Below are 19,560 nucleotides of genomic sequence, written 5' to 3'. Positions count from 1 at the left end.
CTTAGATCTCCATCCCAAAGTGTTCGCTGAAACGTACATCGCCCTCGATCATGTCGTGCATGTCGCCCACTTCGTTGCGGAACATGAGGGTGCGTTCAATGCCCATGCCAAAGGCGAAGCCTGAGTACTCCTCCGGGTCAATCCCTGCAGCGCGGAGCACATTGGGGTTGACCATGCCGCAGCCGCCCCATTCGATCCAGCGCGGGCCGCCCTTGGCGCCGGGGTGCCAAATGTCCAGTTCCGCCGACGGCTCGGTGAAGGGGAAGAAGTTCGGGCGCAGCCGGATGCTGGCTTCGGCACCAAACATTTGCCGGGCAAAGTGCTCCAGGGTGCCGCGCAGATCCGCCATGGACAGGTTCTTGTCAATGGCCAGACCCTCGAACTGGTGAAACACGGGGGTGTGTGTGGCGTCGAGTTCGTCGGTGCGGAACACCTTGCCGGGGCACAGCACGTACACGGGCAGTTCGCGTTCCAGCAAGGAACGCACCTGCACGGGCGAGGTGTGGGTGCGCAGCAACAGGTGTGCCTCGGGCGGCTCCACAAAGAAGGTGTCCTGCATTTCGCGGGCGGGGTGGTCCGGCTTGAAGTTCAGGGCGTCAAAGTTAAACCACTCGGACTCCAGCTCGGGTCCTTCAGCAATTTCCCAGCCCATTCCCACGAAAATGTCGCAGACGCGGTCCTGGAGGGTGGAGAGCGGGTGTCGGGCGCCTGCCCTGCGGCGGCGCGGAGCTGCAGTGACATCCACAGTCTCCTCGACCAAAATACGGGCAGCGTCCTCGGCTTCGAGCACCTGGGTGCGAGCGGCGAGGGCCTTGGCGACCCGGCCGCGGGAAGCGCCCATGATCTTACCGGCGGCGGCCTTGAACTCCTTGGCCAGCCCGCCGATGACTCGGTTGGCAAGGCTCAGCGGCGACTTCTCCCCGGAGTGCGCCAGCCGGGCGGCTTTGAGCTCATCCAGGGTGGTTGCTGCGGCAATGGCTGCGAGCGCGTCTTGAACGGCAACACCAATGGCGGCTTCGTCAAGCGGGTCCGGGACCGTTGTGGGTTCGGTGGTTGATTCGGGCATCTCGGCCGTCTTCTGGGGCATCTCTGACATCTACTGTTTTTACCTAAGCTCGTGTGCGAGTAAGCGGCGGGGTAGCTCCTCCCGCCGGAACTAGTCTAGTTGACTGCGCCTGAGTGTTGAATTCCGCCCAGGCCACTGGCCTGTATCCCAATTGGCCCCGACTCTTTAGCGTTCCGAGACCCAAAGGTGTTCCCGGCTTGCTACGCTTTCGCTCATGCGGATCCGCTCTGCGTTTCGTTGTGGAAGTACGACGCCGGTCACTCCCCCGGCGCTGCGCCGTACCCTGTTGCTGTTCTCTTCCCCGGCCCTGGCCTGCAGTGCCCTGCTGCTGGGTGGGTGCATAGTGTTTCTAGGCGGCTTCACCGAGTACCCCCCACCCCCTGCCACCATTGTGGCGTCGGTGGACTGCGAGCGCTCCGTCAGCGACGCTTCCTCCTCCCCGGGCTCCCCACCTTCGGCTGATCCGCTGGCGGGCAGTGTGCCGGCAGGTTTTGTGCCGGTCCAACTGGTGGAGTGCTTCCTCCCTGAGCGGGTGGCAGACGCCGCCGGCCAGGCAGCCAAAGTGCTGTGGCCGGTGGATGTTTGGGGCGTGTCCAAACCCGAATTGACCACGGCGCTCAATGGCCTAACCCTGGGCGGTACAAAATCCTGACAGTGAAGGGGTCACCACCATGAAAATCATGAAGAGATCAGCCCGCGGGGGTTCACAAGTATTCGGCGGTGTTGCCCTGGCGGGGGCTGCGGCCATTCTGCTGGGCGCTTGCACCGCTGGAGACGGCGAAGTCACCCCCACCACTGGGGGCAGACCGTCGGGCGCGAATGCGCAGCTCACCCACTACACCCCGGCCCCTGCAGCCCTGCAGGACAACGTGGATTGCCTTGCCTCGTCCGAGTGGCGGCTCGACCTTGGCGCCGCCTCCCCTGCGCCGACGTTGATGGGCTCCGTGCCGGAGGGTTTCGTGCCGGTGGAGGTGGTGCGCTGCCGGCCAGACTACTTCCAGAGCCCCGATCCCTCCGGAAAGGTGGGGCAAGTCATTGCCCAGGAACAGCTGACGGGAGATTACACGGCGTTACTGGCGGCGCTGGCCCAGCCCAGTGACCGCCAAGACGGCATTGCGTGCACAGCAGATGCGGAAACCCTGCCCGGGCTGTGGCTCATCAATGCCGCCGGCAAGGCCGTGCACGTGATGTGGCCCCTGGACGCCTGCAACAAGGCCCGGGGCAAACCCGCGACCGCCAAGGCGTTGGAGGAGCTCACCGTCAGTAAGACCACTGTGCTGACGGCACCTATCCCATGAAACGTCCGGGGCAACCACTGACCAGGGCTGTCGAGGTGGCTGCGTTGAACGCCATGGCTCTCATGTGCCTCCTCCTGTCCGGCTGTACGTTCGTGAGCCACTACCAGCCGGAGCCGGCAGCCCTCCAAGATGCCGTGGACTGCTCCACCGCAACGGGCATGATCGCCAATCCGAGCGCCCCCGGCGCACAGTTGAAAGGCCGGGTCCCTGACGGTTTTGTCCCCGTCGACGCGGTTACGTGTACCCGGGAATTTCCGGCGCATCCACCCTCAGCAACCACTGCCCCCAACCCTGTCATCACCGAGGAGCACCTCTCCGGCGACTACACAGCCCTCTTGGCAGCCTTGGCCCAATCGAGCGACAGCGGCGGCGCCCGGAGCTGCGCTGACTACGCCGAAATCCTGCCCGAGTTGTGGCTTGTCAATGCCGAAGCTGCGGCCATTCACGTCCAGTGGCCCCTGGATTCCTGCGAGAAATCCAAGCCCGGCACCGCCACTGCCCTGGCCGCACTGACTGTCACCTCAACAACCACCATGCCAGCCAAGGAACCTGCCCCGTGAAAGCTTCTCTCCACGTACGGGCCCTGGCCAACGCCCTGAACCTGTCCACCGCCGCCGGCTTGCTGCTGGCAGGGCTCAGCCGCACACATCTGCAGAAGGGGCCGGACGGGCTGATCCTGGGTACGCACTACACGCCGGCATTGCCGCTGGCGGGTGCGTTCACCGTGGGGAATGTCATTTTTTACCGCGCAGATAGGGCTCGTATTGAAGCACGCCCCGAGTTGCTGGCCCACGAATCCGCCCAGGCCACCCAATACGCTTGGTGCCTGGGCCTGCCGTTTCTGCCCCTCTACGCCGGCTGCGCAGCGTTTTCGCTGTGGCGCACGGGGGATCCGGGCAGTAGAAACTTCTTTGAGCGCAACGCCGGACTTGCCCGGGGCGGGTACCGTGAACTGCCCACCCTGGCCCGGCTCCCAGCCCTGCGGAACTATTTGCAACGCTTTACGTTATTCAGGTCACCACGCCCCGACACGCACGCCTAAGGAGAGGAACCATCCATGACCGAGCCAGGCAATTCCATCACCGTCACCGGCCAGGGCACTGTGCAAACGGCGCCGGACTTTTTCAACATCAACATCGGCATTGAAGCCCAACGGCCCACGGTGCGGGAGGCCTACGCGACAGCCAGCGATGCCCTCAACGCCGTCAACGCCAAACTGCTGTCGCTGGGCGTGGGCCGGGAGGTCATCGGCTCGACGTCCCTTGATGTCCGGGCCGACACGCGCTGGCAGGAAGGCACCGGCTCGGTGCTGACTGGCTACACGGTCTCCAGCACCTTGACTGTCTCCTTGCGCTACGACCAGGGCGCCCAGGACGTCATTGCCGCAGTGGTGGACACCGGCAACAACAGTGTTCGCCTCAACGCCCTGACACCGGTCCTGTCCAACCCCGCCGCGGCACAGGACGCAGCCCGGGCCCTCGCCTGGGCCGACGCCGTGCGGGCCGCCGAACTCTACGCCCACCTGGCTGGCCGGTCCCTGGGCGTTGTCAGTTCCGTCATGGAAGGAGCCGTTCACGACGGCGCACCCAGGCCCATGCTGGCCCGCGCGGCCATGAGCATGGACAGCACCATGGCTGTTGAACCGGGGCAAAGCAACGTCTCCGCCGCTGTGCAGGTGACCTGGTTGCTGGCCTAGCTGGTCTAGCGCGCCAGCCCACAAAAATGCCCCTGGCGTGGCACCCGGCCGGGGCCACGCCAGGGGCTTTGTGGGCCACCAGGAACTAGGAAATGACTATCTCGCGTTTGAGGATCTTGCCCGTGGGCCCCTTGGGCAGGGCGTCCATGATGATGACGCTTCGTGGATATTTGTAGGCCGCCACCCGCGCCTTGACGAACTCCTGGATCGCGGCGGCGAGCGCCGCCGGATCGTCGGCACCTGCGGCACCGTCCTTGAGCGACACCGCAGCGCAGATTTCTTCGCCGTGGACGTCGTCGTGCCTGCCCACCACGGCCGCCTCAGCCACGGCCGGGTGCTCGTAGAGGACCTCTTCGACTTCCCGCGGGTACACGTTGTAGCCGCCGCGCAGGATCATGTCCTTCTTCCTGTCCACAATGTAAAAGACGCCGTCCTCATCCTTGCGGCCCAGGTCTCCCGTGAAGAACCACCCGTCCTTGATGGCGGCAGCAGTCGCCGCCGGATTCCGCCAGTACCCCTTCATGATGTAGGCACCCGAGGCGACGATTTCGCCCACAACACCTGCTGCCACCTCCTGACCGGCGTCATCGACCACCTTTAACTGGGCGCCCTCCACGACCGTGCCGATTGAGCCGGGCTTGCGAATCCCGTCCACCTGGTTGAAGCAGATCACCGGTGAGGTCTCCGAGAGCCCGTATCCCTCAAGTAGGGTAGCGCCGAAGGTTTCCTCAAACTCGTGCAGGATCTCCACGGGAAGTGCCGAGCCGCCCGACGCGGCCACCCGCAGGCTGGAAACGTCAAAGTTCTCCCGCCCCGGCGCGCGCAACAAGGCGATGTACATGGTGGGTACGCCCTCAAATATGGTGACCTTGTCCCGCTGGATGATGTCCAGGGCCTTCAGCGGCTCAAATCTGGGCAGGATGGTCACGGTGGCCCCGGCCATGACGGCAGCATTCAGGGCGCAGGTCTGGCCAAAGACGTGGAAGAAGGGCAGTCCGCCAAAGATCACGTCCGTGGCGCTCATGCTGAAGAGCTTCGCCGAGAGCTCGGCGTTGCCGCGCAGGTTCTCGTGCGTCAGCTCCGCACCCTTGGGCTTGCCTGTGGTGCCCGAGGTGTACAGAATGACGGCCGTGTCATTCTGCTGCGCCGGTGCCACCTCGGTGATCGCCTCCGTTTGGGCCAGCAACGCCATGAGCTCGGCGTCGATGGGAACAATGGCGGTGCCGGTGTTGCTCGCGGCAAGGCGCACCTCCGCCATGACGCCCTCCCAGGCAAAGGCGAGGCGGGCACCGGAGTCGGTGAGATGGTACTCAACTTCACGGGATTTCAACAGCGGATTCAGGGGAACCACCACGGCACCATACCGCAAGATCCCGTAGTACAGCGCAGGCATTTGCGGCAGATTGGGCGAGATGAGCGCCACCCTGTCCCCCGGTTTGACACCCCGGGCGGACAGCAGACCGGCCACTTTGGCGCTGAGCATCTCCAGCGCAGCAAAGGTGACTTCAATGTCATCGAGCTTAATGGCGATTCCGGCAGGATTTCGCAGCGCGGAGGCACTCACAATGGTGGCGAGATTGGTCATACTGGCTCCTTCTGACAGAAGCTGCCCGGGCGTCGACCAGCCTTTGAGCAGCAGGGGCACCGTCGCCCCCTGAACACAGCCTAGCGCCATCACAATGTGATGCACAGCACATAGTTACCGGCGAGTAGCAAATTGTCCACATCCGTAGCATTGCCAGAGATTCGAATATATGTTCTAATCGAGGTATGCGGTGGACAACTCAACAACTCAACCAGCCACAGCTCCCGGGTGGAGCGTCAGCCCCACAACCTTTGTTGCCGCTGGCCGGGCTGGTTAAGAGCGTGCAGACACCTGAGTTTGCGGGCATTACCTTTCATGAGGTGCTCGCCAGGTCGGCCCTGAACAAGGTCCCACCCAGCTCCACCATGCCGTTTGAGTGGACGGTGAATCCATATAGGGGCTGTTCGCACGCCTGCGTGTACTGTTTTGCGCGCAAAAGCCACACCTACCTTGATTTTGATTCGGGTGTCGATTTTGATTCGCAGGTGGTGGTCAAGGTCAATGTGGCACAGGTGCTGACCAAGGAGCTGCGCAAGGCTAGCTGGCAGCGGGACCATGTGGCACTGGGCACCAACACCGATCCGTATCAACGGGCAGAGGGCCGCTACCAACTCATGCCCGGGATCATCAAGGCACTGGCGGAGTCCGGTACCCCGTTCTCCATTCTGACCAAGGGAACACTGCTGGCCAGGGACCTCGGCTTGCTGCGTGAGGCGGGCCAACATGTCAGCGTGGGCATGGGCATTTCCCTGGCCTTGCTGAATGAGGATTTGGCCAACACCTTGGAACCGGGGACGCCCTCCCCCAAAGCTCGGTTGGCGCTGATCAGCAAGTTGCGCGACGCCGGATTGCCGTGCGGTGTCATGGCCATGCCCATTCTGCCGTGGCTCACCGACTCCGATGACGCACTGGATTCGCTCTTTGCAGCCTTGGCCCACGCAGGTGCCACCGGGTTGAGCGCCGGCGCCTTGTATTTGCGCCCCGGCACCAGGGAATGGTTCATGCAGTGGCTGGCCCGTGAACACCCGGCACTGGTGGGCCGGTACCAGCGCTTGTACGGCTCCGGTGCCTACGCACCAAAGGAGTACCGCCAGTGGCTGGCCAGCCGAGTCAATGAGGCCAAGGCGCGCCATGGCTTTACCGCGCAGGGTTTTATTCATGACGCCCGGCGCGAGGAAGCCCAATACCCTGCCGGCAGCATGCCGACGGGCGGTTTCAGGGGTGTTGCGCCCAGCAAAAAGGCGGGAGACCCCGTGGGGTCCCCCGCCTTCGCCGCACTAAACCCCACCCTGTTCTAAGACGTTCGGAACGGTGCTGATGGGGCGCAAACTCTTTAGCTATCCGCTCTTGCGGCGGAACTCGCGTTTGTGCGACGCCGATCCGTGCGATGAACTGATCTTGGAACCATTGGCAGCTTCTACGCTGCCGTGTTGCTTGTTCTTCTTGTTTTCCAGAGCCTGGCGAAACTTTTCTTTCGTTTCATCACTGGCACCGGCGGGCGATGTTTCGTGGTGGTCTTCACTCGTCATGGCACAACCTCCTAAAATTCTTCGGTAGACCTTAGTCTGGCACAGCAGTTGCGGTTTCCAACACCCGCAGCGATTTTCTAAGGTGCGGCACCGAAAGCTATGAGCGCGTGAACAATGGGCAAATCCGCAGGAATCCATGCCAACTCAAGCAGACGCGGATCATCCAAACCCACCCACAGCAGCTGGTCATGGTCTTCCAACGGTTCGGCTGTGCCGTCGCTCACCTGTGCCAGCCACACGCGCATGGCGGCGTTGGCGTTCAGCGGCCAGCCGCCCGACGTCGGACTTTCAAGTTCTGCGCCCAGCCGCACAGTGACCCCCAACTCTTCGGCAAGCTCGCGGTGCAACGCCTGCTCGGGGGTCTCCCCTGGCTCAATCTTGCCGCCGGGGAATTCCCACATGCCGGCGAACTCCGGCGGGGCTGTGCGCCTGGCCGCTAAAACGCGCACGGGGGCCTGCAGCGAATCCACCACGGCTGCGCCTACTATCTGCTTTTTGATCGTCACCGCCCCAGTGTAAGGCGAACTAGACTGGTGAAGGCGTTTACCTGCCCCACCGCGCCGCCAAAAATTCTCAGGCACCGGCCCGACCGCCTAGCACAGTGCGGCAATAGAGGAAGACCACTTCGCGAAAGTTATGAGATGACACTGCTTAGAAACGCCCGCCCACCCAAGGCTGTCACCCCCAACGTCGTGGCCTGGGCCATCCTCTCCCTCGCCATTGGCGGCTTTGGCATCGGCACCACCGAATTTGCCATGATGGGACTGCTGCCCAACGTGGCCGTGGGAGTGGGCGTCAGCGTCCCGGAAGCCGGACACGTCATCTCCGCCTACGCCTTGGGCGTGGTGGTGGGCGCACCACTGCTGGTCGCCCTTGGCGCCAAAATGCCGCGTAAGGCCCTGGCGCTCGGATTGATGGCGCTGTTCACCGTGGGGAATTTGCTCTCTGTTTTCGCCCAGGACTACACCACGCTGATGATCACGCGCTTTGTCGCCGGTTTGCCGCACGGCGCATTCTTTGGTGTGGCTGCGGTGCTTGCCGCCTCCCTGGTGGCACCCACCAAGCGCGGCCGGGCCATTTCCATGGTCATGATGGGCTTGTCCGTCGCCAACGTTCTGGGGGTACCCTTGGCCACGTTTGTGGGGCAGCAGTTTGGTTGGCGCTGGCTCTTTGTCATGGTCGGTGTCATTGGAGTTATCACCATGATTTGCATGGCCGTGTTCGTCCCGGCGCAAAAAGCCCACCCCGACGCCAGCATCCGCAACGAACTGAGTGCCTTGCGTCGCGGCCAGGTGTGGCTGACACTGCTGGTGGGCGTTGTTGGGTTTGGCGGCTTCTTCGCCGTGTACACCTACGTTGCCAACACCATGACAGATGTTGCTGGTTTCGCCGCCGGCTTCCTGCCCGTCATTGTTGGCCTGTATGGCCTGGGCATGGTCGCCGGCAGCTACCTCGGTGGCCGGCTGGCCGACTGGTCAGTCATGGGCAGCATCTACACCATGATGGCTTTCATTGCTACTGTGCTGGTGATTTACTCCCTGACAGTGCATATTCAGTGGCTGGCCCTGGTCATGATCTTCGTCATTGGCGCCTCCGGTTCCATGCTGGTGCCGTCTCTGCAGACCCGGTTGCTGGACGTTTCACCCGGCGCCCCCACGCTGGCCTCCTCACTCAACCACTCAGCCCTGAACATGGCCAACGCGCTCGGCGCGTTTGTGGGCGGCCTGGTAATCAGCTGGGGCTGGGGATTCACGGCCCCGGCCATGGTGGGAGCGGCCCTGGCAGTCCTGGGTCTCGGCATTGCCCTGTTCAGTGGCCTACTGGACAAGCGTGGCCGCAGCACCGCATCATGACCCTAGCCCCGGCTTCCCACCGGGCATAGTATGTGGACATGTTTGACCTGTCGTTGAGCATTGCCATGGTCGCCGCGATTGCTGCGGCTTCACCCCTCCTCTCCGCACTAATGGGGCGCGTGGTGAAGGTGCCGTTGATCGTGTTCGAGATCGCCCTGGGCATCCTGGTGGGGCCGGCACTGCTGGGCTGGGTTAAGCCCACGGAGTTCATTGAGACGTTTTCCCAGTTTGGCCTGGCCATGCTGTTCTTCATGGCCGGCAACGAAATTAATTTTGCCGCCATCAAGGGCCGGCCGGTACGGCGGGCAGGCTTGGCGTGGGCCATCTCACTGGCGGCAGGAATTGCTGCAGGTTTCCTCATTGGTCCAACAGTTGAGGCCGCGATCCTGATCGGGATAGCCGTCGCCACCACGGCGTTGGGGACGCTGCTGCCGATTCTGCGCGATGCAGGCGAAACGAAAACACCGTTCGGCACGGCTGTGACGGCCGTTGGAACTGTCGGCGAATTTGGGCCATTGCTGGCCATCTCGCTATTCCTCAGCGGCAGGGACTTCGGGGCTTCGGCAGTGTTCCTCGTGGTCTTTGTGCTGATCGCGGGTCTGTCGATCTGGTTGACAGCCAGGAGCAGGCACCGGCATCTCCATCGCCTGACAGCAACAACCCTGCACAGCAGCGGCCAGTTCGGGGTCCGGCTGGTGCTGCTCATCGTGGCGTGCTCGGTGGCCCTGAGCGTCATCTTTGGCCTGGACATGTTGCTGGGCGCATTTGCCGGTGGCATCCTGTGGCGGGTTTTCATTGCCGGTGCCAGCCCGGATGACAGGCGGCTGGTCAACGCCAAGCTCGAGGCCGTCTCGTTTGGGCTCCTGGTGCCGGTGTTCTTCATCACCACGGGCCTGTCCTTTGATCTTGACGCACTCATGGAGAATGCGTACTCGATGGCCTTGGTGCCGATCCTGTTGATTGTCTTGCTGCTTGTTCGCGGTCTGCCCAACGTTTTGGCCGCACCTGCCGGCGCATCCAGGCAGGACCGTTGGGCCATTGCGTTGTTTGGCGCCACGGGATTGCCCATCATTGTTGCCGTCACGGCCATTGGCAAGGACAGCGGGTACCTGCCCTCGGGCCTGGCCACGGCTCTGATTGGTGCCGGGATGCTCTCGGTGCTGCTGTTTCCGGCCCTGGCCCTGGCGCTGCGAAATAACAGCCCCCGCGCTGACCCGCCCTAAGCAACTGACACCCCCTCAGCAACTGACCCGCAGAAAACGCCGAAAACTCACGGATTTCCGTGATTTTTCGGCGTTTTCTGCGGGTCAGTTGCGAGAGAGGCGGGGCTGCTTAGGGGTTGCTGGCGGCAGCCGCCGAGTAAATGTCAGGCTCCAGGTAAATGACCTTGGCGATGGGGACGGCGGCGCGGACCCTCTTCTCGGCGTCGTCAATGGCCTTGGCAATTTCAGCACCCGTCTCCGCGGCGTCCACAGCAATTTTCGCCGCAACAAGCAGTTCCTCGGGGCCCAGGTGCAGCGTCTTCAGATGGATGATCTTGCTAACGCCGGGGCCCACCAGGGCAGCCTCAACAGCGCGAACATCCTCCACAGTGGCTGATTCACCCAGCAGCAGGGATTTGGTTTCAACGGCCAAGATGATGGCAACACACACCAAAAGCACGCCAATCAAGGCAGTGCCGGCAGCATCCCAGAGGCCGTTGCCGGTGGCGATGGTCATGGAGACACCAAACAGGGCAAACACCAGGCCGAGGAGCGCCGCAGCGTCCTCCAACAGGATCACCGGCAGCTCGGGAGCCTTCGCCGTCTTGATGAACTGGCGCCAGCTGCGCTTGCCACGAGCCACATTGGATTCCTTGATGGCCACATAGAAGGAGCGGCATTCCAAGCCGATGGCACCAATCAGCACTGCCAACGGAACCCACGCCCATTGCGGCTCCATGCCGTGCGGGTGCTGCCACTTTTGGTAGGCCTCATAAAGGGCAAACAAGCCGCCCACGCTGAAGAGCACGATGGAGACGATGAACGCGTATACGTAACGCTCGCGGCCGTAACCGAAGGGATGCTCGGGGCTTGCCTGACGCTTTGCCTTCTTCCCGCCCACCAACAACAACAGCTGGTTGCCGGAGTCAGCCAGGGAGTGAATACCCTCGGCCAGCATCGAGGAGGACAAGGTCAGAAAATAGGCCACGAACTTCATGACGGCAATGCTTAGATTGGCAACTAGCGCAGCGATAATCGCTCTGGTACCACCTTCGTGAGACACAGTGGTTTCCCCTCAACTCATTGCAGGCCGAAACTCTCGCCTGCACGGGCACCTTGCCCACAACGGAAAAGCTTACAGTGTGTGCGCTCAAGGCCAGCGGAGGCGCCGTCATCGAAACCGGCGCGTGCCGACTGGCAGGTCCGTGCTGGCTGCTACCCCAGCCGGCGCTGCGCCCGGGCGCTGGCGTACAGGCAGACAGTGGCCGCCGTGCCAAGATTCAATGACTCGGCCTCACCATAGACGGGCACAGCCACGCGGTGATCCGCCAGAGCCTTCTCCTCCCCCGCCAAGCCTTGGGCTTCATTGCCAAAGAGCCACAGCGTGGGATCCTCCAGTGCGTAGCTGGAGTCGGGCATTTGCTGATCGAAGGCGCGGGCAGCGCTCTCATCCTGCAATAGATCAAGGTTCAAATGCCCATAGCCGTCGGCGGCCAGGACACCAACACCTGCAGCCTTGGCCGCAGCCACCACCTCTGCCACGCTGGCACCGAGCACCACGGGAAGGTGGAACAGCGAACCAGCCGTGGCACGCACAGCCTTGGGATTGTAAATATCCACGCTGGAGTGCGAGAAGATCACGGCGTCGGCGCCGGCAGCATCTGCCGCCCGCAACACGGTGCCGGCATTGCCCGGGTCGCGCACCTGACACAACATGGCAATCAGCTTCGGCTTGGCAGCCAGCACGGCTTCCAGTGGAACGTCCACAAAATTGCATACAGCCACCACGCCCTGCGGGGTCACCGTGTCCGTCATGGCGGAAAGCACCATCTCGCTGGCAATCCGCACCTGCAACCGGGTTCCTGGCGTGGAGGCCGCCTCGAGAAGTTCCGGGTAACGCTTGAGGCATTCAACAGTGGCGTACAGGGCTTCCACCACGGGGCTGCCGCCGGCTGCCAGGCAGTCGCTGTGCGCCTTCAAGGCTTCACGCACGCTTTGCGGGCCCTCGGCCAGGAACTGGCGGCGCTTTAAACGACCCGAGCGCCCAACCAGTTTGGCAACGTCCCGCACCCGATCTGCTCGAGGATTGGTCATTGCTTCTACTGGTGGGCGCCCGGATTCAATCATGCTTAGGACTTTATCAGTCACTGAGCAGGAACAAGGAACCGTCAAGCTCCTTGCGGCACTACAAGAATTACTTTGCTGCCGGAGCAGAAGTATCTGCAGGCAGGGCAGCCTTGGCAAGGTTCACCAGTGCAGCGAAAGCACCGGCGTCGTTGACGGCCAGGTCTGCCAGCATGCGACGGTCAACTTCGATCTGCGCAGCCTTCAGGCCCTGGATCAAGCGGTTGTAGGTCAGGCCGTTGGCGCGTGATGCAGCGTTGATACGCTGGATCCACAGGCGACGGAAGTCACCCTTGCGCTTGCGACGGTCACCGTAGCTGTACACAAACGAGTGCAACAGCTGCTCTTTGGCCTTACGGTACAGGCGTGAACGCTGTCCGCGGTAGCCCTTTGCGCGCTCAAGAATAACCCGACGCTTTTTGTGGGCGTTTACAGCCCTCTTCACACGTGCCACGTGCGTACTCCTTCAAGTTTAAAGATCCCAAGCCAATCATGCCAGGGAAGGCTTTGATGAATGGTGTTACTCCCGGAACTGGGAATCACACCGATTGACTTGCGAAATTAGATGCCGAGCATCTTCTTGATGTTGCGAACATCAGCCTTGGCGACCAACATGTCACCCTTGAGGCGACGCTTCAAGCTGGACGGCTTGTGCTCCAAGTAGTGGCGGCGGTTGGCCTGCTGGCGAACGAGCTTACCGGAACCGGTGAGCTTGAATCGCTTCTTCGCACCACTATGTGTCTTCATTTTAGGCATGAGGACCTGTCTCCTTACGTATCCACCGGCGCTGCCTGTGGTTCTCTTGCAGCGACTGGTTGGGTCACTGTGGGGGTGTATTCACCGCTGAAAAGGAGGAACCTTATTCAGCTGAGCTGGGGGTTTCGACTGCAGGCTCGCTCTTTGCAGAGGCGGGCTTTGCGGCCGTTTTTGCTGCTGACTTCGCAGCAGGCTTGGCTGCCGGCTTGGCGGCAACGGGCTTCGCCATGGGCTTGGGCATCGGAATCGGCTTGGCAACTACCGGCTTCGGTGCGGCAACGGGCTTCGCGGCGACTGCCGGCTTGGCGGGAGCCTTGACGGCAACCTTAGCGGCGGGCGCCTTGGCAGCAGGTGCCTTGACGGCTGCGGCCTTGGGAGCTGCAGCCTTGGCCGGAGCCTTTGCAACAGGGGCGACGGCGGGAGCTGATACAGCTTCCGGCGCACTGGCTGCGGGGGCAACAGTTGCGGCAGGAGTTTCAACAACAGCAGCACTCTCAGCAACTGCGTCAGCGGCTTCGACAACAGGTGTCTGGGCTGCTTCGGCGGCGGGAGCCTCGGCGTCGTCGTTCAAGCGAAGACCGGCTGGCAGCAGGTCTGCCAGGGACTGAGTCAAGGGGGCCTTGTTGTCCCGGTCAACATCAACGCGGGCCGTGCCGTTGGCCACTGCCTCGTTGTGCGCCTTCGCGTCGGCACGCTGCTGGTTGCGTCGGGCTTCAGCCTTAGCTTCAGCCTTGTTCTTCAGCGGGCCAATGACCATAACCATGTTACGGCCATCAATGCGCGGGCTCGACTCGATGATGCCGACCTCGGCAACATCTGCGGCGAACTTCTGGAGCAGGCGGATGCCCATTTCGGGGCGCTGCTGCTCACGTCCACGGAACTGGATCATGGCCTTGACCTTGTCACCGGCGCCGAGGAACTTCTGCGCATGTCCGCGCTTTGTCTCGTAGTCGTGTGTGTCGATCTTGAGGCGGAAGCGGATTTCCTTCAGAACAGTGTTCGTCTGGTTTTTCCGTGCTTCACGGGCCTTGACGGCGGCCTCGTACTTGTACTTACCGAAGTCCATCAGTTTGCACACCGGCGGCTTAGCCGTCGGCGCTACCTCAACCAGATCCAAGTCTGACTCAGCGGCAAGACGAAGGGCATCCTCAATGCGGACGATCCCCACTTGCTCGCCTGCTGGCCCTACCAACCGCACCTCTGGGACACGGATTCGATCATTGATGCGTGGCTCGCTAATGTGTAGCTCCTGTTGCATAAGAAAGGTGAGTACCACCAGCAACGGAGAAGGCCCCCAATTTGCTGATGCAATGGAGGCCTCGAAGAATCGGCGTGGCGCCCTGTTAAGGACTTACCTAACCTCACCCACAGGGCAAGGCGCCAACCTGAACCAGACAACGCCATGATTGGGTCGAAAGGTGGGAGAGGACTCCACTTGCAAACTCGAAACAACCACTTCTTTTCGGCCCCCGGCTTTCGCACAGTGGGTAAGAAGAAATAACAGCATCGAGTCGGTCTATGACAAGCTTAGCAGTATGAGTAGCTCAGATAATAATTCGGACACCCGCAACACCTTTCAGCCCTCCCCGGAGGAAGCCCTTAGCGACGCACAGGCTGCCTCCGTGGTGCGTGACATCGCCGAAGTTCCGGCCATTGAAGTCATTACGACGGCGGCCGTTCACCTCATGAGCGCCGCCGCGGTTAAGTGCGGCCTGGCGGATGGGCCCGACGCCGAGGAACTCAAGGATCTCGATGAGGCCCGCAAGTTGATCACAGCCCTGGCCGGCTTTGTCACAGCAGCCGCCCCGGAAATTGGCAGCCAGCATGCCGGACCGTTGCGCGACGGCCTGCGTTCATTGCAGCTCGCCTTCCGTGAAGCCTCCACCATTCCCGACGCACCGGGCAAGGGCCCGGGCGAAAAGTTCACCGGAGCCGTCAACTAGGACCCTCCTGACAACTCGAACGGGCAGTTGTGGCTGATGTTTGCGTTAAACATCAACCACAACTGCCCGTTCGAGTTTTAAGAGGTGCCGGCAAACGGTGCGCCCATGGCGCTGCCGATGGTCATGGAAGAGCCGTACCAGCCCATGGCTTCACCACGCCGCTTCTCGGCCACAAGATCGGCAATATGTTCAGCGCTTGAGGTCAGCACGGGTGCACACAACAAACCGGGCAAGATGTACAGCATCCCCAACGTCCAGGCGTTCATGGCAAACCCCATGGGGATGACCAGGACGGCCATGGCACCGAGCAGCCACAAGGGGTTGATGGATCGTTTGAGTGCGCCGTAGATGATGCCACCCACAATGGACGCACCACACCAGAAGATGAACACAATGCCAAGGTCCCCGGTGCTGTCGTTGAAATTCATCAGGGCCACCATGCTGACGTTCACACCTGCCAGGACCAGTCCGGCGCCAAGGGAGGTGCCCAAGATGGCCAGCACAGCAATGTTGACCCAGCGCAGATTGTGCCGGGAGGTTCCCCAGATGCGCTGCACGTAGTTCTTGTTCGAAAGATCCGGCGCCTTCTCATCCTCCACCGGATCGTGCAGTTCCGCCGTGCCCCCAGCGACGGCCACGTAGGAGCCCTTTTGTCCGGTCCGGGTGGGCGGGTTGAACACCATAAGGAACACCCCTGCCAGGGAGGCCGTCACACCAACGATGACCAGGCCCACCACTGTGTGGGTTGTGGTGGCCAGCACGACACCGGCGGCCGGGCCGATCATGAAGGTGACCTCCCCACCCATGGAGTCCAACGCGTACGCCGTGCGGCGTTGTGCGGTGGGAACCATGACGCTCAGCGCCTGGCGAACCACGGAGAAGATGGGGACAGCGAAGAGTCCGCCAATAACGGCAGCCACAATCAGCAGCTGGAAGTTCAGGAACGGGGCAACGCTCCAAACAGTTACCTCAGCAACAACTGACGGTATGAGCGCCCGGCGCAGGCCATAAATATCGACCATCCGGCCACGTCAGGGCGCCCCAAGGGCGATGCCGATGGTGATGGCCGCGGCGACGGTGCCCGCTGCCGCGTAGCTCAGCTTCATGGACTCCACCACGTGCAGGGTCAGCAAGACTCCTGCCGCTGCGTGCGGAATGCGCGCAACCATGCCAACGAGCAACAGCCGGCGCACGGACCCAATGGCGAGGATCTCGCGGTACGCAGCAAAATTCACTGTGGTGACTACTCTCTTGTGATCCATCACAAATGAGCATCATGCTGCCTTGCGAGGGTTAGGTACGTGGGTGCGGGTTGCGCAGCCGGATCTGAATCGAATCAACAGCATTGGTGAAGTATTCGTCGGCAGCCCACATTTCTTGCAATTGGGCCAGTAGCCCGGTGACCTGGTGCTGATCGAGCCCGGGTAGCAAGGTGATAGTGACACACAGTTCCGGTCCGGGTCCGCCACCCATCACCACCTGGTCATCCGCGGTGACTTTACTGCCCCACAGGGATTCTATGCCCTGACCGGCGCCGGCGGAAATACCCACCACGGCACTGTTGCCAAGCGCTGACACAGATTGCGCCAAGACCTTCTCCACTGCCGCATCAGCGTAACTGGGCAGCCACGTTTTTTGTTGGGCAAGCGCCCACATGGCCGGACGGCGAACCACAAACGGCCGCTGCGAACCGGGATCCAGAACCATCAACTGTGCTTCCTCAGCCACCGCCGACAATGCTGCGCGGGCCGCATACACCGCCACCGGCCTGGCCTCGGGATGCCATGCGGCCAAGGCTTCGGCGTGGGTAAACGCCGGCAACACCGATCGCCCGTCGGGTCCTTGCAAGGTCACCAGAGCCATATCCGATTCCTTGTCCGAGGCAAGGCCGTTCTCCCCCACAGTTTGCTCAGCTAGCTGGGCAACAATGGGGATGAAAACGCGGGCCTGCGCCAAGGCGGCAATGACCTGCGACTCGGTACCCGAACCTTCGCCCAGCGCCTGTAGGGCGGCGGCGAAGCGGGAGTCCATGGCGCCGTCGTCGGTGTCAAAGTTGTGGTACTTTTCCTGCGCCGGCAGATCGCGACCCGCCCACGGCTGCCCGGCCGAATCTGTGGCGCCCCCGGCACCAGCCAAGGCCTGGGCAATGTGGCCGGGCAGCTGTTTTTTGGGCATCTCAGTCATGAGCTAGCGGCGGCCTGCAACGTCAAGGGCCTGCGGCAAGGTGAACTGGCCAGAGTAGAGGGCCTTGCCGATGATGGCTCCTTCGACGCCGTCACCCACCAATTCGCGCAGGACACGCAGGTCTTCCAGACTGGAAATACCGCCGGAGGCCACAACCGGCTTGTTGGTGCGGGAGCACATTTCACGCAGCAGTTCCACGTTGGGCCCGCGCAAGGTGCCATCCTTGGTGACGTCCGTGACAACGTAGCGGGCACACCCGGCGTCTTCCAAACGGGCCAGCACCTCCCAGATGTCCCCGCCCTCCTTGGTCCAGCCCCGGCCGGCCAGGGTGGTGCCCCGGACATCCAGTCCGACGGCGATTTTCTCACCAAACCGCGCAATGACTTTGGCTGTCCATTCAGGGTTTTCCAGTGCTGCCGTGCCGAGGTTTACTCGACCGACGCCCAGTTCCAGGGCACCTTCCAAGGAGGCGTCGTCACGGATGCCGCCGGAGAGTTCGACCTTGACGTCCAGGGCCGCCACCATTTCGCGCAACAAATGCAGATTGGAGCCACGGCCAAAGGCAGCGTCCAGGTCCACCAGGTGAACCCACTCGGCGCCGTCGTTCTGCCAGTTAAGGGCTGCCTCAAGGGGTGAACCGTAGCCGGTTTCGGAGCCGGCCTCGCCCTGAACAAGGCGTACTGCCTGTCCGTCGGCAACGTCGACTGCTGGCAACAATTCCAAAATGGGGGTGCTCATGGGGTCCTCAACATGGTTGGTACTTTCGGATATGACGTCGCGCCCGCGTGGTGTGGCTGCCGGCGCTCATTGGGTAAACATGTATGCAGCCACCAGCGACATGGCGGCAAGCACGGCAAAACTAATGGGAATCCATCGAGCAGTTTTCTGCTGATAGAACGTGTAGGCGCCACCAATGAGCAGTCCGGCCAGGCCCATCAAAAGCAGTGACCACATTATTTGGCCGCCTTGTTCAGTGACAGCACCCAGTTGCGCAGCAGGCGTGCGCCCGCATCACCTGACTTCTCGGGGTGGAACTGTGTTGCGCACAGGGGCCCGTTCTCCACGGCAGCAATGAAGGGCGCCCCGTGCTCGGACCAGGTGACCATGGGCGGGCGCATCTTGGGCTGGAGGACTTCAAAGTCCCATTTCTGCACGCCGTAGGAGTGCACAAAGTAGAAGCGCTCGTTCTCCACGCCGTCGAACAACATGGAACCTTCCGCGGCCTGAACAGTGTTCCACCCCATGTGTGGGACCACAGGCGCGGGCAGCAGCTCAACGGTTCCGGGCCACTCCCCCATGCCTTCTTCGTGAACGCCGTGCTCGAAACCTGCCTCAAAAAGTACTTGCATGCCCACGCAAATACCCAGCACCGCCCGGCCTCCGGCCACACGCCGTCCGATCATGCGCAGCGCATCAACACTCTTGAGCTCGCTCATGACGGAACCAAAAGCGCCCACGCCGGGCACTACCAAGCCGTCGGCGCTCAACACGTCATCGGCTTTGGCGCTGAGTTTCACTGTGGCGCCGGCCCGTTCCAGGGCCCGCACAGCTGAGCGAACATTGCCTGAACCGTAGTCCAGAACCGTGACGCTCGGCTGGTTTTCTACTGCTGTTGGGGTGGCTTCGGAGCTCACAAAAGGCCCTTCGTGGATGGAATTCCTGTGACGCGGGGATCTGATTCAATGGCTGAGCGCAGTGCGCGGGCAAAGGCCTTGAACTGTGCCTCAACAATGTGGTGCGGATCGCGACCGGCGATGAGGGTCATGTGCAGGCAGATTTGTGCGTGGAGGGTGATGGCCTCAAAAACGTGCCGGGTCAAGGAACCGGTGAAGTGACCGCCAATGAGGTGGTACTCCTGGCCCGCCGGCTCGCCGCCGTGCACCAGATAGGGGCGCCCGGAAACATCAACCACAGCATTGGCCAGGGCCTCATCGAGAGGGACGGTGGCTTCACCAAATCGGCGAATGCCTGCCTTGTTTCCCAAGGCTTCCTTGAGAACTTCGCCGAAGGAGATGGCCACATCCTCCACCGTGTGGTGCGCGTCGATGTGGGTGTCGCCGGTGGCCTTGATGGTCATGTCGATCAGGGAGTGCTTGGACAGTGCCGTGAGCATGTGATCGTAGAACGGGACGGAGGTGTCAATCGAGGAAACACCCGTGCCGTCAAGGTTGATTTCCACCAGCACGCTTGACTCGCTTGTTACTCGCTCCAAACGGGCTGTGCGTCCCTGGCCGGGCTGCGGGCTGTTCTCAGTCATTGCACAAGTCCTTTGGTTTTGTACGCACCGTGCCGCCCGGCAGGCGCGGGGCAAGGCCGGGCTCGCG

At 62.2% G+C, this 19,560-nt stretch carries 25 protein-coding genes; 9 read left to right on the top strand and 16 right to left on the bottom strand.

Annotated features, from left to right (window positions below; translation table 11 throughout):
• Position 1 precedes the first annotated feature (1 nt).
• A complete protein-coding gene (gene pheS, locus ACX80E_RS11210; RefSeq protein WP_459302044.1) occupies positions 2–1,087 on the bottom strand; it encodes a phenylalanine--tRNA ligase subunit alpha in 1,086 nt (361 codons plus the stop codon).
• 193 nt (positions 1,088–1,280) lie between these two features.
• On the opposite strand from pheS, the gene ACX80E_RS11205 reads away from it, so the two are divergent.
• From ACX80E_RS11205 to ACX80E_RS11185, 5 genes are read left to right on the top strand one after another with little or no spacing between them, the layout of a single operon-like run.
• A complete protein-coding gene (locus tag ACX80E_RS11205; protein ID WP_459302020.1) occupies positions 1,281–1,718 on the top strand; it encodes a hypothetical protein in 438 nt (145 codons plus the stop codon).
• Between the two features lie 28 nt (positions 1,719–1,746).
• Complete coding sequence (locus tag ACX80E_RS11200; protein WP_459302019.1) at positions 1,747–2,364, top strand: hypothetical protein; 618 nt, start codon at positions 1,747–1,749, stop codon at positions 2,362–2,364.
• Positions 2,361–2,924 (top strand): hypothetical protein, encoded by a 564-nt coding sequence (locus tag ACX80E_RS11195; protein ID WP_459302017.1) that lies wholly within the window; start codon positions 2,361–2,363, stop codon positions 2,922–2,924. Before ACX80E_RS11200 ends, ACX80E_RS11195 begins: the two co-directional genes overlap by 4 nt.
• The gene (locus ACX80E_RS11190) at positions 2,921–3,406 is read left to right on the top strand and encodes a hypothetical protein (protein ID WP_459302015.1); all 486 of its coding nucleotides are present in this window, start codon (positions 2,921–2,923) and stop codon (positions 3,404–3,406) included. Before ACX80E_RS11195 ends, ACX80E_RS11190 begins: the two co-directional genes overlap by 4 nt.
• Positions 3,407–3,421: 15 nt before the next feature.
• Positions 3,422–4,060 carry an SIMPL domain-containing protein gene (locus ACX80E_RS11185; RefSeq protein WP_459302013.1) on the top strand — a complete coding sequence of 213 codons (639 nt, stop codon included), beginning with the start codon at positions 3,422–3,424 and terminating at the stop codon, positions 4,058–4,060.
• An 85-nt stretch (positions 4,061–4,145) separates the two neighbouring features.
• Here ACX80E_RS11185 and ACX80E_RS11180 read toward each other — a convergent pair whose 3' ends face one another.
• Positions 4,146–5,645 (bottom strand): long-chain-fatty-acid--CoA ligase, encoded by a 1,500-nt coding sequence (locus tag ACX80E_RS11180; RefSeq protein ID WP_459302012.1) that lies wholly within the window; start codon positions 5,643–5,645, stop codon positions 4,146–4,148.
• A 185-nt stretch (positions 5,646–5,830) separates the two neighbouring features.
• Between ACX80E_RS11180 and ACX80E_RS11175 the strand changes: the two genes are divergently transcribed.
• The gene (locus ACX80E_RS11175) at positions 5,831–6,943 is read left to right on the top strand and encodes an Rv2578c family radical SAM protein (protein WP_459302011.1); all 1,113 of its coding nucleotides are present in this window, start codon (positions 5,831–5,833) and stop codon (positions 6,941–6,943) included.
• A gap of 39 nt (positions 6,944–6,982) precedes the next feature.
• Here the strand turns inward: ACX80E_RS11175 and ACX80E_RS11170 are convergent, their stop codons facing one another.
• The gene (locus ACX80E_RS11170) at positions 6,983–7,174 is read right to left on the bottom strand and encodes a DUF5302 domain-containing protein (RefSeq protein ID WP_459302010.1); all 192 of its coding nucleotides are present in this window, start codon (positions 7,172–7,174) and stop codon (positions 6,983–6,985) included.
• A 77-nt stretch (positions 7,175–7,251) separates the two neighbouring features.
• Positions 7,252–7,680 (bottom strand): (deoxy)nucleoside triphosphate pyrophosphohydrolase, encoded by a 429-nt coding sequence (locus ACX80E_RS11165; protein ID WP_459302008.1) that lies wholly within the window; start codon positions 7,678–7,680, stop codon positions 7,252–7,254.
• Between the two features lie 135 nt (positions 7,681–7,815).
• On the opposite strand from ACX80E_RS11165, the gene ACX80E_RS11160 reads away from it, so the two are divergent.
• Together ACX80E_RS11160 and ACX80E_RS11155 are read left to right on the top strand one after the other, a co-directional pair.
• On the top strand, positions 7,816–9,027 hold the full coding sequence (locus tag ACX80E_RS11160; protein WP_459302007.1) for an MFS transporter: 1,212 nt from the start codon (positions 7,816–7,818) through the stop codon (positions 9,025–9,027).
• A gap of 38 nt (positions 9,028–9,065) precedes the next feature.
• Positions 9,066–10,250, top strand: a complete 1,185-nt coding sequence (locus tag ACX80E_RS11155; protein WP_459302006.1) for a cation:proton antiporter — start codon at positions 9,066–9,068, stop codon at positions 10,248–10,250.
• A 109-nt stretch (positions 10,251–10,359) separates the two neighbouring features.
• Here ACX80E_RS11155 and ACX80E_RS11150 read toward each other — a convergent pair whose 3' ends face one another.
• The 5 genes from ACX80E_RS11150 to infC form a co-directional block, all read right to left on the bottom strand.
• On the bottom strand, positions 10,360–11,292 hold the full coding sequence (locus ACX80E_RS11150) for a cation diffusion facilitator family transporter (protein ID WP_459302004.1): 933 nt from the start codon (positions 11,290–11,292) through the stop codon (positions 10,360–10,362).
• 152 nt (positions 11,293–11,444) lie between these two features.
• Positions 11,445–12,356 carry a TrmH family RNA methyltransferase gene (locus ACX80E_RS11145; RefSeq protein ID WP_459302002.1) on the bottom strand — a complete coding sequence of 304 codons (912 nt, stop codon included), beginning with the start codon at positions 12,354–12,356 and terminating at the stop codon, positions 11,445–11,447.
• A 67-nt stretch (positions 12,357–12,423) separates the two neighbouring features.
• Complete coding sequence (rplT, locus tag ACX80E_RS11140) at positions 12,424–12,807, bottom strand: 50S ribosomal protein L20 (RefSeq protein ID WP_459302001.1); 384 nt, start codon at positions 12,805–12,807, stop codon at positions 12,424–12,426.
• A 107-nt stretch (positions 12,808–12,914) separates the two neighbouring features.
• Positions 12,915–13,109: a 50S ribosomal protein L35 gene (rpmI, locus tag ACX80E_RS11135; protein ID WP_459302000.1), complete on the bottom strand. Its 195-nt coding sequence runs from the start codon at positions 13,107–13,109 to the stop codon at positions 12,915–12,917.
• A gap of 103 nt (positions 13,110–13,212) precedes the next feature.
• Positions 13,213–14,367 (bottom strand): translation initiation factor IF-3, encoded by a 1,155-nt coding sequence (gene infC, locus ACX80E_RS11130; protein WP_459301999.1) that lies wholly within the window; start codon positions 14,365–14,367, stop codon positions 13,213–13,215.
• Positions 14,368–14,644: 277 nt separating this feature from the next.
• Here infC and ACX80E_RS11125 point away from each other — a divergent pair, with 277 nt between their 5' ends.
• Complete coding sequence (locus ACX80E_RS11125; RefSeq protein WP_459301997.1) at positions 14,645–15,052, top strand: DUF1844 domain-containing protein; 408 nt, start codon at positions 14,645–14,647, stop codon at positions 15,050–15,052.
• A gap of 77 nt (positions 15,053–15,129) precedes the next feature.
• Here the strand turns inward: ACX80E_RS11125 and ACX80E_RS11120 are convergent, their stop codons facing one another.
• The 7 genes from ACX80E_RS11120 to hisB form a co-directional block, all read right to left on the bottom strand.
• A complete protein-coding gene (locus ACX80E_RS11120; RefSeq protein ID WP_459301996.1) occupies positions 15,130–16,074 on the bottom strand; it encodes an MFS transporter in 945 nt (314 codons plus the stop codon).
• 9 nt (positions 16,075–16,083) lie between these two features.
• Positions 16,084–16,314 carry a hypothetical protein gene (locus tag ACX80E_RS11115; RefSeq protein ID WP_459301994.1) on the bottom strand — a complete coding sequence of 77 codons (231 nt, stop codon included), beginning with the start codon at positions 16,312–16,314 and terminating at the stop codon, positions 16,084–16,086.
• 31 nt (positions 16,315–16,345) lie between these two features.
• Positions 16,346–17,236, bottom strand: coding sequence for an SseB family protein (locus ACX80E_RS11110; protein WP_459301993.1), 891 nt, complete (start codon positions 17,234–17,236; stop codon positions 16,346–16,348).
• 3 nt (positions 17,237–17,239) lie between these two features.
• Positions 17,240–17,974 (bottom strand): bifunctional 1-(5-phosphoribosyl)-5-((5-phosphoribosylamino)methylideneamino)imidazole-4-carboxamide isomerase/phosphoribosylanthranilate isomerase PriA, encoded by a 735-nt coding sequence (gene priA / locus ACX80E_RS11105; RefSeq protein ID WP_459301992.1) that lies wholly within the window; start codon positions 17,972–17,974, stop codon positions 17,240–17,242.
• A gap of 66 nt (positions 17,975–18,040) precedes the next feature.
• Positions 18,041–18,190, bottom strand: a complete 150-nt coding sequence (locus tag ACX80E_RS11100) for a hypothetical protein (RefSeq protein WP_459301991.1) — start codon at positions 18,188–18,190, stop codon at positions 18,041–18,043.
• Positions 18,190–18,870 (bottom strand): imidazole glycerol phosphate synthase subunit HisH, encoded by a 681-nt coding sequence (gene hisH, locus ACX80E_RS11095; RefSeq protein WP_459301990.1) that lies wholly within the window; start codon positions 18,868–18,870, stop codon positions 18,190–18,192. The genes ACX80E_RS11100 and hisH overlap by 1 nt, the downstream gene beginning before the upstream one ends.
• Positions 18,867–19,493 (bottom strand): imidazoleglycerol-phosphate dehydratase HisB, encoded by a 627-nt coding sequence (gene hisB, locus ACX80E_RS11090; protein ID WP_459301989.1) that lies wholly within the window; start codon positions 19,491–19,493, stop codon positions 18,867–18,869. The genes hisH and hisB overlap by 4 nt, the downstream gene beginning before the upstream one ends.
• Positions 19,494–19,560: the final 67 nt, after the last annotated feature.

The sequence above is a fragment of the Arthrobacter sp. TMN-49 genome (genome assembly GCF_054511095.1).
This window is presented reverse-complemented; position numbering and strand designations above follow the sequence as displayed.